Origin of the sequence: Streptomyces africanus (assembly GCF_030816955.1) — a bacterium.
Lineage (GTDB): Bacteria > Actinomycetota > Actinomycetes > Streptomycetales > Streptomycetaceae > Streptomyces > Streptomyces africanus.
In genome coordinates this window covers 3,398,570-3,413,118 of the sequence record NZ_JAUSYP010000001.1, presented here as the reverse complement: position 1 = coordinate 3,413,118, position 14,549 = coordinate 3,398,570, and the positions used below count along the sequence as shown (strand labels likewise).

Here is a 14,549-nt window from a genome sequence, read left to right as displayed (position 1 = left end):
TTTCGGTGGTTATAGCGTAGGGGAAACGCCCGGTTACATTCCGAACCCGGAAGCTAAGCCTTACAGCGCCGATGGTACTGCAGGGGGGACCCTGTGGGAGAGTAGGACGCCGCCGAACAATTATTGGGAAAACCCCCGCATCTTCGGATGCGGGGGTTTTCTGCGTTTAGGGGCCTCTCTTGCGAGGGGCCCTTACCGTCACAGGCGTCCAGCTGCCTTCAATGCCAAATACGCGTCTGCCAGTGCCGGCGCCAGGTCGTCCGGTGTCGCGTCCACGACCGTCACGCCGTGGCGGCGGAGTTGTTCTGCCGTTCGGTGACGTTCGGACTGGGCCTGGGCGGCTGCGGCTGCCTCGTAGACGGCGTCGACGTTTCCGCGGGCCTTGGCCATTTCGGTGATGTGTGGGTCCGCTACTGATGCCAGCAGGACCGTGTGGCGCTGGGTGAGCTGGGAGAGGACCGGGAGGAGGCCCTCTTCGACGGGAGCCGCGTCCAGGCTCGTGAGGAGCACGATGAGAGAGCGGCGGGGGGACGTGCGCAGGGCTGTGGCCGTGAGGCCTCGGGCGTTCGTTTCGACGAGCTCGGGTTCGAGCGTGGCCATCGCGTTGACCAAGGACGGAAGGACGTCGCCTGCCGTGCGGCCCTGAACGAGGGCGCGGACCTTGCGGTCGTAGGCGAGGAGGTCGACGCGGTCGCCGGCGCGGGAGGCGAGGGCTGCGAGGAGCAGGGCCGCGTCCATGGAGGCGTCGAGGCGGGGCGCGTCGCCCACGCGGCCTGCCGAGGTGCGGCCGGTGTCGAGGACCAGGAGGATGTGGCGGTCGCGTTCGGGGCGCCAGGTGCGTACGGCGACCGCGGACTGGCGGGCGGTGGCGCGCCAGTCGATGGAGCGGGTGTCGTCGCCGGGGACGTACTCGCGCAGGCTGTCGAATTCGGTGCCCTCGCCGCGGGTGAGCAGGCTGGTCCGGCCGTCCAGTTCGCGGAGGCGGGCCAGTTTGGAGGGCAGGTGCTTGCGGCTGGTGAAGGGGGGCAGGACGCGTACCGTCCAGGGGGCTTTGTGGGTGCCCTGGCGGGAGAAGAGGCCGAGAGGGCCGTAGGAGCGGATGGTGATCCGGTCGGCCTGGCGGTCGCCTCGGCGGGTGGGGCGCAGGCGGGTCGTCACGCGTCGGCGTTCGCCCGCGGGGACCGTGAGGCGGTGGCGGGAGGCCGCCGTTTCCATGCCCGGCTGCCAGGCGCTCGGCGGCCAGGCGTCGCGGAGTCGGGCACGGAGGGGGCGGCGGGACGGGTTGGTGATGGTCAGGGTCACGTCCGCGGTGTCGCCGAGGCGTACGGAGGTGTCGCCGGACCGGGTGAGGCCCAGGCGCCGTACGGGGGCGGCCAGGGCGAAGTCGCAGGCGCAGGCCACGGCCAGGGGCGCGTTGACCGCCAGGATGCCCGTCCAGCTGGGTTCCCAGATGCCTACGGGGAGGGAGCCCAGGGCTGCGAGCAGGGCGGCGCGTCCGGTGAGTGTCATCAGCGGGGGACGGGGACGTGGGAGAGGATCGCGTTGATGACGGAGTCGGCCGTCACGCCTTCCATTTCGGCCTCCGGGCGGAGTTGTACGCGGTGGCGGAGTGTGGGGAGGGCGAGGGCCTTCACGTCGTCGGGGATGACGTAGTCGCGGCCGGTCAGCCATGCCCAGGCGCGGGCGGTGGCCAGGAGGGCCGTGGCGCCTCGGGGGGAGACGCCGAGGGTGAGGGACGGCGACTCGCGGGTGGCGCGGCAGATGTCGACCACGTAGGCGGTGATCTCCGGGGAGATCGTCGTCTTGGCGACCGCGGCGCGGGCTGCTTCCAGGTCGGCCGGGCCCGCCACGGGGCGTACGCCGGCGGCGTGCAGGTCGCGCGGGTTGAAGCCCTCGGCGTGGCGGGTGAGGACGTCGATCTCGTCCTGGCGGGAGGGGAGGGGGATGGTGAGTTTGAGGAGGAAGCGGTCCAGCTGGGCTTCGGGGAGGGGGTAGGTGCCCTCGTACTCCACCGGGTTCTGGGTCGCGGCGACCAGGAACGGGTCGGGGAGGGGGCGAGGGGTGCCGTCGACCGTGACCTGGCGTTCCTCCATGGCTTCCAGGAGGGACCGACTGGGTCTTGGGGGGCGTGCGGTTGATCTCGTCGGCGAGGAGCAGGTTGGTGAAGACCGGGCCGGGTTGGAAGGAGAACTCGGCGCTGCGGGTGTCGTAGACCAGGGAGCCGGTCACGTCGCTCGGCATCAGGTCGGGGGTGAACTGGACGCGCTTGGTGTCGAGTTCGAGGGCGGAGGCGAGGGCGCGGACCAGGAGGGTCTTGGCGACGCCGGGGACGCCTTCGAGGAGGACGTGGCCGCGGCAGAGCAGGGCGACGACGAGGCCGGTCACGGCGGGGTCCTGGCCGACCACGGCCTTGGCGATCTCGGCGCGCAGGGCCTCCAGGGCGGCTCGGGCGGCGCCCGGGTCCCCGCTCTGCCCGGCGTTGTCAGTGGTCGGGTCCATCATGGACGGCGTACCTCTCTTTCGAGGGCGTCGAGTCGGTCGGCGAGTGCGATGAGTGCTGCGTCGTCGCTGGGCGGTGGCCCGAAGAGCAGGGTGTGCAGGTCCTGGCCGTCGCCGTGGAGGTGGGCGGACAGGGCGGGGAGCAGGGCCTCGGGCGTGTGCGCCTGGGTGACGGGGACGCCTGTGAGGGGGGCGAGGCGGGTGCGGGTGGTGGAGCGAAGAGCGTTGGCCGCGCGGTCGCGGGCGTCGGCCTTGCGGTAGAGGCGGGCTCGGCCTTCGGCGGTTTCGGAGGCGCGGATCGCGACGGGGAGTTTTTCGGGCACGAGGGGGCCGAGCCGGCGTGCCCGCCAGAGGGCGGCCAGGCCTGCGGCGATGAAGAGTTGCAGGGTGCCCCAGAGCCAGCCCGAGGGGAGCAGGTCGAAGAAGCTGCGTTCGTCGTCGGTGCCGGTGGCCGACGTGTCGGAGAGCGAGGGGAGGTACCAGACCAGATGGGGGCGGGAGCCGAGGAGCTGGAGGGCGAGCGAGGCGTTGCCCTGCTTGTCGAGGCGGTCGTTGAGGAGGATGTCGGGCGCGCCGAGGACGACGGTGTCGCCGTCCCCGGTCGCGTCCGGGATGCGCAGCAGGGTGGCCAGTCGCTCGCTGGGGTAGCACGCGTCGGCGCTGAGGTGGGTGGTGGTGTAGCGGACGCCGCCCGTGTCGGCGGTGCCCGCGCGCCGGGCGGCGGGCAGGCCGCAGTCCGGGGCGAGCGTGGAGCCGAGGCTGGTGGCGGGGTCGGCGGTCACGCCGGGGGCGAGTCGCTCGACGGAGGCGCTGCTGGAGGCGACCAGGACGGTGCGGCCGCGGGAGTCGGCGAACGCGTTGTGCAGCCGGGTCTGCTGACTGCGGGTCAGCAGGTCGGGGACGGCGACCAGGAGGGTCGTGTCCGGGCCGGCCGCGGCGGCTGCCTCGTCGAGGGTGGTGACCACGCGTGTGTCCACGCCCCGGTCGGCGAGGAGTTCGGCGACGGCGCGGCTGCCATTGGGGTCGGCGGAGCGCGGGTCGAGTTCGCCGTGCCGGGCGTCGGAACGGAGCACGGCGATGGCGATGGCCCCGACCAGGAGCAGCACGAGGGCGAGCGCGATGCCGCGCGCGCGGGTCCAGATCTGGCGGGCGGTGGGCGAGGCCGAGGTGGACGGGAGCGTGGCCTCGGTGGTCATTCGGCGGCTCCCTGGCGGGTGTTGGGGGCCGTGCTGTGGGCGCTGCTCGCGGCAAGCTGGGGCTTGGTGCGTTCCAGGTCGCGGTCGAGTTCGGCGATGCGGTGGTACGACTGCTCGGTCGCGGACCGGCCGCCGTATGTCACGTCGTCGAAGTCGCGGGCGGCGGCGCGCAGTCGGTCGGTGTGGGCGGGCAGGGCCCGGCCGGCTTCGGCGGCGGCCTCGTCGGCGGTGCGGCCGGGGCGGATGTCGAGGAGGGCGCGTTCCTCCAGGGCGCGGACGAGGGCGCGCATGCGTTCCTGGACGGCCTGGTTCCAGTGGCCCTGGGCGGCGTGTGCCTCGGCGGCCGCTCGGTGGTCGGCGGCGCTGCGGGGGCGGTCATCGAACAGGGTGGCGGACGAGGTGGGTTGGCGGCGGGGGGTGCCCAGGCGCCACCACAGGGCGGCCAGGATCGCGACGACGGCCAGGATGATGACGGCCAGTCCGAGTGTTCCGCCGGGCGTGGCGGTCGAGGCGGCGTTGAACAGTTTGTCGAGCCAGTCCCAGAAGGCGTCGAGGGCGCGCTGGAACAGGCTGGGGTCGTTCTCGTGGTACATGCGCTTCGACAGCTCGCGCCGGGCCGCCTCGCGCGCGGGGTCGCGCGGGATGGTGAGGGGCGGTTCGTCGGCGGAGCGGGCCGACGGCAGTACAGAGGTGCCGTCGGCGCGCAGCATGGTGCGTATGGCGGCGCGTGGCAGCGCCGATGTGAGAACGTCCCCCGCCCAGCTCACCGCATCAGCTCCCCGGGACGGCGCCGGGGGCGGCGGAGCCGTAGCCCTGGACACCGGCGGCGCGGGCCAGTTCGAGGTCGAGGGCCTCGCGGCGGATGCGCTGGTCGATGTAGAGGAGCACGGTGACGCCGGCCGTGATCGGGAACGTGATCATGGAGCCGATCACCGCGCCGATGCCGCTGACGATGAGGAAGGTCCAGCCGAGGCTGGAGCCGCCGCTGTTGAGCCAGCCGGTGATGCCATCGCCGCTGAGGGCCGCGGCGAGGAAGGTGAACGGGATGACGATGATCGAGGCGACGACGTTCGCGATGATCGTGGCGAGCAGCTGGATGCCGAAGATCCGCCACCAGGTGCCCCGGACCAGCTTCGTGGAGCGGCTCATCGCCTTCTTGATGCCCTGCTTCTCCAGCATCAGGGCGGGCGAGGCCAGGGAGAAGCGGATCATCAGCCAGAGGGCGACGATGCCGGCGCCGATGACGCCCAGGACGGTCAGGGCGACGCCGGCCCCGGTGCTGCCGGCGGCGACGACGAGGAGGCCGGGCAGGGTGCCCACGGTGACGGTGCCCGCGGTGATGAGCAGCAACAGGCAGATGAGGCCGAAGAGTTTGACGACTTGAGGGCGGGCGTCCCGCCAGGCCTCGCCGATGGTCACCGACTTGCCGAGCACGGCGCGGCTGGTGACGGTGGTGAGCAGTGCGGTCGCGATGACCGTGCCGACCAGGGAGATGACGAAGACGACGGTGGAGTTGAGCATGGCGTCGCCCAGGGCGCGGCTCAGTTCGCTGAGGGTGGCGCTGGGGTCGTTGAGGGCCTCGGTGCTGGCGTCGTCCAGGACGAGGCCCTGGAACAGCACGACGATGATCTCGGTGATGACCGCGACGGTCAGGGAGATGCCGAGGACCGTGCGCCAGTAGGTGCGCATGGTGGAGACGGCGCCGTCGAGGATCTCGCCCACGCCGAGCGGGCGGAGCGGGATCACGCCGGGCTTGGCCGCGGGCGGGGGGCCGCCCCAGGCGTTGCCCCAGCCGCCGTAGCCACCGGGACCGCCGGGGCCCGCGTATCCGCCGGGGGTTCCCGGACCGCCGGGGCCGTAGCCGCCGGGCCCGCCGGGGCCGTAGCCGCCTGGGGGCTGGGTGCCCCAGCCGGGGCCGGGAGGCGGGGGCGGGGGAGCCTGGCCGGGGACGGCCGGGCCTCCGGGGCCGCTGGGGGCGGACCACTGGGCGGGTGGCGGCTGGTCCTTGGACCATTGCGGGCTGGGGCCCTGCGGCACCTGGGTCGGCTGGCCCGGCTGGTCCGCGGGCTGCGCCGGACCGGGGCGGTCGGTCGGCTCGGCGTGGTTGGGGCGGTCGGCGGGCTCGGCAGGGCCGGACGCGTCCGGCTTCTGCCCGTCGGACGGGGCGGATCCGGGCGAGGCCCAGCCCGGAGTGTCGTTCATCGTCGCTCCTTCACGGTGCCCGTCCGCGGTCGCGGCGGCAGGTTGGCAGCCATCGTGCCATGGGGTGGTCTTGGAGTGACCGGCCGCGGTACGGGCTGCGTACCTTCAATTGTCCGTGCGATAGGGGGCAGACTGACCGCATGGCTGATCAGTACGCGTACAGCGGCGACGACAAGCGGCCGACCGAGATCCCGGCGATCCGTTGGGAGGAGCCACCGGAAGGGCCCGTTCTGGTCCTTCTCGACCAGACGAGGCTGCCGGCCGAGGAGGTCGAACTGGTCTGTACGGATGCGTCCGCGCTCGTGGAGGCGATCCGCTCGCTCGCCGTGCGCGGGGCGCCCCTGCTCGGCATCGCGGGGGCGTACGGCGTCGCGCTCGCCGCCGTGCGGGGCTTCGACGTGGACGAGGCCGCCGCGGCGCTGGCGAGTGCCCGGCCGACCGCGGTGAACCTGGCGGTGGGTGTGCGCCGGGCGCAAGCGGCCCACGAGGCCGCGCTGGCCGATGGCGGTGACATCCGGCAGGCAGCCGCGGCGGCACTGGCGGCGGCGCGGCAGTTGCACCGGGAGGACGCCGAGGCCAGCGGGCGGATGGCCGAGCATGGGCTGGCGTTGCTGGACGAGCTGCTGCCCGCCGGCGGGCACCGGATCCTGACGCACTGCAACACCGGTTCGCTGGTGTCGGGCGGCGAGGGGACGGCGTTCGCGGTGGCGCTCGCGGCGCACCGGGCGGGCCGGCTGCGGCGTCTGTGGGTGGACGAGACGCGTCCGCTGTTGCAGGGCGCCCGGCTGACGGCGTACGAGGCGGCGCGCAGCGGGATGGCGTACACGCTGCTCACCGACAACGCGGCCGGGTCGCTGTTCGCCGCCGGGGAGGTGGACGCGGTGCTGATCGGGGCGGACCGCATCACGGCGGACGGTTCGGTGGCGAACAAGGTCGGGAGTTATCCGCTGGCGGTGCTGGCGCGGTATCACCATGTGCCGTTCATCGTGGTGGCGCCGGTGACGACGGTGGATCCGGACACTCCGGACGGGGCGTCCATCGAGGTCGAGCAGCGTGCGGGTCACGAGGTGACCGAGTTCGTGGCGCCGCAGGTGCCGGTGACCGGGGCTGAGGCGGGCGGTGGCATTCCGGTGGCGCCGCTGGGGACGCAGGCGTACAACCCGGCGTTCGACGTCACCCCGCCCGAGCTGGTGACGGCGATCGTCACGGAGGAGGGTGCGGTTTCGCCCGTCACGGCGGAGGCGCTCGCCGAGGTGTGTGGCCGGTCCCGCCGGGCGGCGGCGGGCTGAGCCGGGCGGTTGCCGGAGCGCGTGCGAAGGGGCGCGGGCTCCGGCGACCTCGTCCCTTCGCGGGGCGAGGGGCCTGCCGCCGGCCGTCGTCGAGATCAACAAGGGGGCGGGCGAGGGCAGACAGTAGCGCTTGCTGCGACTATGGTCACTGGCCGGTGACCTACCTCACCGCTGCCTTCGCCACCGTTATGAGAATGGGATGATGTCGTTTATGAAGGGACGAGTCCTTGTCGTCGACGACGACACCGCACTTGCCGAGATGCTCGGCATCGTGCTGCGTGGTGAGGGTTTCGAGCCGTCTTTCGTGGCCGACGGCGACAAGGCGCTGGCCGCCTTCCGCGAGTCCAAGCCCGATCTGGTGCTGCTCGATCTGATGCTGCCCGGCCGGGACGGTATCGAGGTGTGCCGTCTGATCAGGGCGGAGTCCGGTGTGCCCATCGTGATGCTCACGGCGAAGAGTGACACGGTCGATGTCGTCGTGGGCCTGGAGTCGGGTGCCGACGACTACATCGTGAAGCCGTTCAAGCCGAAGGAGCTGGTGGCCCGCATCCGGGCGCGGCTCAGGAGGTCGGAGGAGCCCGCTCCGGAGCAGCTCGCCATCGGTGACCTGGTCATCGACGTGGCCGGGCACTCCGTGAAGCGGGACGGGCAGTCGATCGCGCTGACGCCGCTGGAGTTCGACCTGCTGGTCGCGCTCGCGCGCAAGCCGTGGCAGGTGTTCACGCGCGAGGTGCTGCTGGAGCAGGTGTGGGGCTACCGGCACGCGGCGGACACGCGGCTGGTCAACGTGCACGTGCAGCGGCTGCGCTCCAAGGTCGAGAAGGACCCGGAGAAGCCGGAGATCGTGGTGACGGTCCGTGGTGTCGGGTACAAGGCAGGGCCGAGCTGACATGTCCGGCGACAGTGCCGCTCCGGCGCCCGGACGGTCCGGGGCCCGCCCGGGGCGGCCTGTCGGACGGAAGAAGCCCGGCTCCCGCTGGGCGCGGTTCCTGGAGAGCGGGCTGCTGCTCCAGGGCGGGGTCCAGGGCAGCCCGGTCATCCGGCTGTTCATGCGGTGGGTGCGTCGGCCGCTGCTCCCCGTCATGCGGCTGTGGCGGCGCAACATCCAGCTCAAGGTCGTCGTCACCACGCTGCTGATGTCGCTGGGCGTGGTCCTGCTGCTCGGCTTCGTCGTCATCGGGCAGGTGCGCAACGGCCTGCTGGACGCCAAGGTGAAGGCGTCCCAGAGCCAGGCCACGGGCGGGTTCGCGGTGGCCAAGCAGCGGGCCGACGAGGCGTCGAGCGGCACGGGCGGCGATGTCGCCACGGCGGACGGGCGGCCCGCGCAGAACGTCACCGAGTGGATGAGCGACCTCGCGTCCTCGCTGTCCAGCGGCGGCCAGGGCGCCTTCGACGTGGTGACGCTCCCGGCCTCCGACGAGGACGGCGCGGGCGGCCGTGGGCAGCGGGCCTCCGGCGAGGTGGACTGGAGCAGGAGCGTGCCCGCCGACCTGCGCGAGCGGATCGGCAGTAGTACGACGGCCGCGCAGAGCTACGCCCGCATCACCTACAACAACCCGACCAAGGACTCCCAGCCGGGCCTGGTCATCGGCAAGCAGGTCAACGACCCCAACGGGGACCCGTACCAGCTGTACTACCTCTTCCCGCTCACCCAGGAGGAGAAGTCGCTGAGCCTGGTCAAGGGGACCCTCGCGACGGCCGGGCTGTTCGTCGTCGTCCTGCTGGGGGCCATCGCCTGGCTCGTGGTGCGGCAGGTCGTCACGCCGGTGCGGATGGCGGCGGGGATCGCCGAGCGGCTGTCCGCCGGGCGGCTTCAGGAGCGTATGAAGGTCACCGGCGAGGACGACATCGCGCGGCTCGGCGAGGCCTTCAACAAGATGGCCCAGAACCTCCAGCTGAAGATCAGCCAGCTGGAGGACCTGTCGCGGATGCAGCGCCGGTTCGTGTCGGACGTGTCGCACGAGCTGCGTACGCCGCTGACGACAGTACGGATGGCCGCGGACGTCATCCACGAGGCGCGTGAGGACTTCGACCCGGTGACCGCGCGGTCGGCGGAACTGCTCGCCGACCAGCTGGACCGGTTCGAGTCGCTGCTCGCGGATCTGCTGGAGATCAGCCGGTTCGACGCGGGTGCCGCGGCGCTGGAGGCGGAGCCGATAGACCTCCGGGAGGTCGTGCGGCGGGTGGTCAGCGGGGCCGAGCCGCTCGCGGAGCGCAAGGGCACGCAGATCCGGATCCTGGGCGACCAGCAGCCCGTCGTCGCCGAGGCCGACGCCCGGCGCGTGGAGCGCGTGCTGCGCAACCTCGTCGTGAACGCCGTCGAGCACGGCGAGGGCAGGGACGTGGTCGTCAAGCTCGCCGCGGCGGGCGGCGCGGTCGCGGTCGCGGTGCGGGACTACGGGGTCGGGCTCAAGCCGGGCGAGGCGACCCGGGTGTTCAGCCGCTTCTGGCGGGCCGACCCGGCACGCGCGCGTACCACGGGTGGTACGGGCCTGGGGCTGTCCATCGCCCTGGAGGACGCGCGGCTGCACGGCGGCTGGCTTCAGGCGTGGGGCGAGCCGGGCGGCGGCTCCCAGTTCCGGCTGACGCTGCCCAGGACGGCCGACGAGCCGCTCAGGGGCTCGCCGATACCGCTGGAGCCCAAGGACTCACGGCGGAACCGGGGGCTCGACGACGCCGGGCTGCCGTGCGGCGGCGGGGACGGTGAGAAGCGGGCGACCGTGCCGGCACAGTCGGCGAGCGGGCCGGTGCCGTCGGGGTCGGCGCGGGACCCGATACCGCCGCGGGCGGCCTCCGCGGCCCCCACGGCCGATCCGACGGCGCTGCCGGGCAACGGGGCGCGCGTGGTGCCCCGGCCCGCTTCGGGCACGCGGCGGCAGGACGATCCGCAGGCGACCCCGGAGCGGCCGGCTGGCGACGGGGGCGCGGGCGGCCCGGCGGCCAATGGTGTCGTGAGTGGTGCGGCGGGTGCGGCCGGGGACCGCGAGCCGAGTGGCCCTGGTGGGGCCTCTCGGGACCGGGATGTGAGCGGGCCGCGGGACGCGGACAGGGACGGCGGATCCGCGGACTCGGGCAGGGAGAACGAGGCAGAGAGCGCGGACAGGCATGGGGAGGCATCTCGTGGGCGCTGACCGTGGGGGGCGTGGTCGGCGTACGCCCGCGCGTGTGATGGCGTACGCCGCCGGTGGCGTCCTGCTGCTGGCGGGGTGTGCGTCGATGCCGGACAGCGGAGATCTGCGGGATGTGGAGTCCACGCCGCGCCAGGACACCCAGGTGCGGGTGTTCGCCGTGCCGCCGGGGGAGGACGCGCCGCCCTCGGAGATCGTGCAGGGCTTCCTGGAGGCGCTCACCAGCGACGATCCGCACTACAAGACCGCGCGGCAGTATCTGACCGGCGAGGCCGCCAAGACCTGGCAGCCGGAGGCTTCCACCACCGTGCTGACGGACGGGCCGGGTGCAAAGCCGGAGGCAGGGGGCGGCGGGGAGGACACCGGGGAGATCTCGTACACGCTCACCGGCACCAAGGTGGCCACCGTGGACGCGCAGCAGGCGTACGCGCCGGCCACCGGGGCGTACGGCCGCACCGTGCACCTGACGCAGGACGCCAAGAGCCGGCAGTGGCGGATCGACACGCTGCCGCAGGGCGTCGTCATGGGTGAGTCGGACTTCCAGCGCAACTACATGTCCGTCAACAAGTACTACTTCGCTTCGAACACCACGGCGGCCGAGGCGGACAGCCAGCCCACCGCGGTCGCCGACCCTGTGTACGTCCGCCGGCGGGTGGACCCCATGACGCAGGTGGTGCGCTCCGTCCTGAGCGGGCCCACACGGTGGCTGGGGCCCGTCGTCAGGTCGAGCTTCCCCACCGGTACGGCGCTGCCGAAGAAGACCGGTGCGCTGACGCCGGACGACCGGAACAAGCTGACGGTCCCCCTCAATGACAAGGCCGCGGGCATCGGCACCAACCGGTGCGAGGAGATGGCGGCGCAGCTGCTGTTCACGTTGCAGAGCCTCAGCCCCGCGGTGGAGGAGGTCGAGCTGCGGGTCGGCGGGGAGGAGCTGTGCTCGCTCAGACAGGGCGCGGTCGATGCCGCCGCCTTCCGGAGCTCGACGCGGCGCCCCGACTTCCTGTACTTCGTCGACGGCAAGGACCGGCTGGTACGGATCCCGGCGGGCAGCAGCGACCCCGAGTCGGACCCCGCGCCGGGGGCGCTGGGTGAGGGCGACACGGCACTGCGGTCGGTGGCCGTGTCGCGCGACGAGCACACCGCGGCCGGTGTCAGCCTCGACGGCAAGTCGCTGTACGTGGGGTCGCTGGTCTCGGGCGGTTCGCTGGGCGAGCCGGTACTGCGCAGCCATGGCCGGACCGAGGCCGACCGGCTGACGACCCCCAGCTGGGACGCGCACGACGGCCTGTGGGTGGCCGACCGCGACCCGGACGACCCCCGTCTGCTCCTGCTGGAGGAGGGCAAGGGGGATCCGCTGGAGGTGCGCGTGCCGCGCCTGGACGGGCGGGTCCAGGCCGTGCGGGTGGCCGCCGACGGGGTGCGGATCGCGCTCGTCGTGGAGAAGGGCGGCAAGAAGACCCTGCTCATCGGGCTGATCGAGCGGGAGGGGAAGCCGGGCGAGCAGCCTGCCGTCAGGGTGGTGGAGCTGCGCTCCGCGACGCCGGAGTTGGAGAAGGTCACCGCCATGTCGTGGGCCGGGGACAACCGGCTCGTGGTGGTCGGGCGTGAGCACGGCGGCGTGGAGCAGATGCGGTACGTCCAGGTCGACGGCTCCACGCCGGACGTACCGGCGCCCGCGGCCCTGACGGGCGTGAAAGAGGTCACCGCCGCCGAGGACGAGCGGCTGCCGCTGGTGGCGTACTCGGTGGACGGCATCGTCCGGCTGCCGTCGGGCGCGCAGTGGCAGAAGGTGACGGAGGGGACGGCGCCGGTCTATCCGGGATGAGGTGTGGCGCCCCCGTGGCCGGTGCCCGGGGGCGCGCTTGTGGGAGCGGTCGCTTCTGCCGGGCGAGGCCTGGGAGGGGCGGCCGCTGTCGTTCGGGAGCGGGTGTGGCCGGTGCCCTTCGGGGTTGGCTCCGTGGGCGGCCCCGGGCCCCCGGGCCCCAGGGCCCATCGGCCCCCGCGCCCCCCGGGGCCGCCTCTCGGGCCGCCTCCCGGAGTCGCTGGATGAAGCCGAACGGGCCGTTCAACCGGCCCGTCACTCGTGTGGGGGGCGAGCGGTTCGTGGGGCGGGGAGTTGTCCACAGGCCGTTGTCCACAGGGGTGGCAGGGCAGGGCACGGGGCGGCACAGTGGTGGCCATGCGGGGGTGGTGGCAGGACCTCACCGACCTGGTGCTCCCGGCCGAGTGCGGGGGCTGTGGGAGGCCTCGTACGGTGCTGTGCCCTAAGTGCCGTGCGGTGCTGAGCGGAGTCGCGGCACGCCGGGTGCGGCCGGTGCCGGAGCCGCCCGGGCTGCCCGTGGTGCATGCGGCGGCCCGGTACGCGGACGAGGTGCGGGCGACGCTGCTGGCCCACAAGGAACGGGGTGCCCTGGCGCTCGCAGGCCCCCTCGGAGTGGCCCTGGCGGGAGCCGTGCGGGCGGGGCTCCGGACGGCGTGGGGCGGCTCCTGGGCCGGGGCCGAGGGGGCGTGGTCCCGGGCTGCCGGGGCTCCTGTCCTGCTCGTGCCCGTTCCGTCGGGGCGGCGGGCCGTGCGGGCCCGGGGGCATGATCCCGCGCGGCGGATCGCGCTCGCGGCGGCGGGGGAGCTGCGGCGGAGCGGGGTGCCGGCCCGGGTGCTCGGCGTGCTGCGGCAGCGGCGGGCCGTGGCCGACCAGTCGGAGCTCAACTCCCGGCAGCGGCTGGACAATCTCGCGGGCGCGCTGGCGGTGGTGCCCGGGGGTGCTCGGCTGCTCTCCGGTGGGCCGGTCGTCCTCGTCGACGACGTGATGACCACGGGGGCGTCCTTGGCGGAGGCCGCGCGGGCCGTGCGGGCGGCGGGGCCGGTTTCGAGCGCTGCGGGGGCTGCGGCCGTGTACGGGGGAGAGACGTGGGAAAGCAGAGAGGAACAGAACGTCGGAACGAGGCGGGAGAGGACGGGCCGGCGGCCCGGCCGGCAGGGAATGACGGGCGCTGGAGGCGCCGGCGGAACTGTTGACATGGTGTGCGCGGCAGTGGTCGCGGCATCACCGGACTCTTTTGAAATAAACCGGAACTGACTGAGATCTTGCGTCGTTGCAGGTAGCGAGAAGGCTTATTCACCTGAACGGAGGTACGCCGCAGTAGAGGGTGACGACATCCGTCCAGGCGAGATATGTTCGGTTGAGAGGGAAAGCCGCAGGCCACACCTCTCGAATCCGAATGCCGTGCCGTGGGTTTTTCTTCATCACTCGCGACGGTGGAGTGGAGATCTCACCCACGGGGGAGGAGGTGGAAGTCACCGAGTCCGAGGTCCCGGGGCACACCGGGACCTGGTGCAAAAGGGAGACGCTCCGCAGCGCAGCGGAGCGATCCGGGAACGGAGTTCTGCGTGGACATCGTCGTCAAGGGCCGCAAGACCGAGGTGCCCGAGCGGTTCCGGAAGCACGTGGCCGAGAAGCTGAAGCTGGAGAAGATCCAGAAGCTCGATGGCAAGGTGATCAGCCTCGACGTCGAGGTGTCCAAGGAGCCGAATCCCAGGCAGGCCGACCGCTGTGACCGAGTGGAGATCACGCTTCGCTCCCGCGGACCGGTGATCCGGGCGGAGGCAGCGGCGAGCGATCCGTACGCGGCGCTCGACCTGGCGGCGGAAAAGCTGGAAGCGCGGCTGCGCAGGCAACACGACAAGCGGTTCTCGCGCCGTGGCGCGCGCCGCATCTCGGCCGCGGAGGTCGCCGATCACGTCCCGGGTGTGGCGACGCTCAACGGAAACGGCCTGGTGCCGACTCCGGAGGAGGAGCCCGAAGAGGCCGTCCCCACGAAGAAGATCGGCTCGCTGGAAGTACAGGGTGACGGCCCCATCGTCGTCCGCGAGAAGACCCACGTCGCAGCCCCCATGACCCTCGACCAGGCTCTCTACGAGATGGAACTGGTCGGGCACGACTTCTATCTGTTCGTCGACTCCGAGACCAAGGAACCGAGTGTCGTCTACCGACGGCACGCCTACGACTACGGCGTGATCCACCTCCGGACGGACACGATGGTCACACAGGCGCACGCCCCCGAGGCAGGCGGTGCGCTCGGCGGCTGACCATGCCGGGTGACAGCGGAGCAGGTGCCCCTGGAGCGCGTGTGCGCCCCCAGGGGCACCCTCGTGCGACCTCTTACGCCCCGCTCCGTCACCCCGGTGTCGTCCGGGCATGAAATCATGGTTGGCCACGGCCCAACCGGTGGGTCGTT

At 72.8% G+C, this 14,549-nt stretch carries 10 protein-coding genes, 1 rRNA gene and 1 pseudogene; 7 read left to right on the top strand and 5 right to left on the bottom strand.

Annotated elements, in window-relative coordinates:
- Position 1: 1 nt before the first annotated feature.
- Positions 2-118: ribosomal RNA gene (gene rrf, locus QF034_RS15655) — 5S ribosomal RNA — on the top strand.
- 80 nt (positions 119-198) lie between these two features.
- Here the strand turns inward: rrf and QF034_RS15650 are convergent.
- From QF034_RS15650 to QF034_RS15630, 5 genes and pseudogenes are all read right to left on the bottom strand, one after another.
- Positions 199-1,509, bottom strand: coding sequence for a DUF58 domain-containing protein (locus tag QF034_RS15650; protein WP_307175542.1), 1,311 nt, complete (start codon positions 1,507-1,509; stop codon positions 199-201).
- Positions 1,509-2,502 (bottom strand): annotated as a pseudogene (locus QF034_RS15645) (AAA family ATPase). Before QF034_RS15645 ends, QF034_RS15650 begins: the two are co-directional and overlap by 1 nt.
- Positions 2,499-3,695, bottom strand: coding sequence for a DUF4350 domain-containing protein (locus tag QF034_RS15640; protein ID WP_307175541.1), 1,197 nt, complete (start codon positions 3,693-3,695; stop codon positions 2,499-2,501). Before QF034_RS15640 ends, QF034_RS15645 begins: the two are co-directional and overlap by 4 nt.
- Positions 3,692-4,405, bottom strand: a complete 714-nt coding sequence (locus QF034_RS15635; protein WP_307175540.1) for a DUF4129 domain-containing protein — start codon at positions 4,403-4,405, stop codon at positions 3,692-3,694. The genes QF034_RS15640 and QF034_RS15635 overlap by 4 nt, the downstream gene beginning before the upstream one ends.
- Before the next feature lie 61 nt (positions 4,406-4,466).
- The gene (locus QF034_RS15630) at positions 4,467-5,897 is read right to left on the bottom strand and encodes a DUF7847 domain-containing protein (protein ID WP_307175539.1); all 1,431 of its coding nucleotides are present in this window, start codon (positions 5,895-5,897) and stop codon (positions 4,467-4,469) included.
- Between the two features lie 140 nt (positions 5,898-6,037).
- Here QF034_RS15630 and mtnA point away from each other — a divergent pair, with 140 nt between their 5' ends.
- The 6 genes from mtnA to hpf all read left to right on the top strand — a co-directional run bounded on the left by mtnA (position 6,038) and on the right by hpf (position 14,400).
- Positions 6,038-7,186, top strand: coding sequence for an S-methyl-5-thioribose-1-phosphate isomerase (gene mtnA / locus QF034_RS15625; protein WP_307175538.1), 1,149 nt, complete (start codon positions 6,038-6,040; stop codon positions 7,184-7,186).
- A 199-nt stretch (positions 7,187-7,385) separates the two neighbouring features.
- A complete protein-coding gene (mtrA, locus tag QF034_RS15620; protein ID WP_003990656.1) occupies positions 7,386-8,075 on the top strand; it encodes a two-component system response regulator MtrA in 690 nt (229 codons plus the stop codon).
- Between the two features lies 1 nt (position 8,076).
- Positions 8,077-10,317, top strand: a complete 2,241-nt coding sequence (gene mtrB / locus QF034_RS15615; protein WP_307175537.1) for an MtrAB system histidine kinase MtrB — start codon at positions 8,077-8,079, stop codon at positions 10,315-10,317.
- Entirely contained in the window at positions 10,307-12,139 is a 1,833-nt protein-coding gene (locus QF034_RS15610) for an LpqB family beta-propeller domain-containing protein (protein ID WP_307175536.1), read from the top strand. Before mtrB ends, QF034_RS15610 begins: the two co-directional genes overlap by 11 nt.
- Positions 12,140-12,493: 354 nt before the next feature.
- The gene (locus QF034_RS15605; protein ID WP_307175535.1) at positions 12,494-13,390 is read left to right on the top strand and encodes a ComF family protein; all 897 of its coding nucleotides are present in this window, start codon (positions 12,494-12,496) and stop codon (positions 13,388-13,390) included.
- 311 nt (positions 13,391-13,701) lie between these two features.
- The gene (gene hpf, locus QF034_RS15600; protein ID WP_086564143.1) at positions 13,702-14,400 is read left to right on the top strand and encodes a ribosome hibernation-promoting factor, HPF/YfiA family; all 699 of its coding nucleotides are present in this window, start codon (positions 13,702-13,704) and stop codon (positions 14,398-14,400) included.
- Positions 14,401-14,549 lie beyond the last annotated feature (149 nt).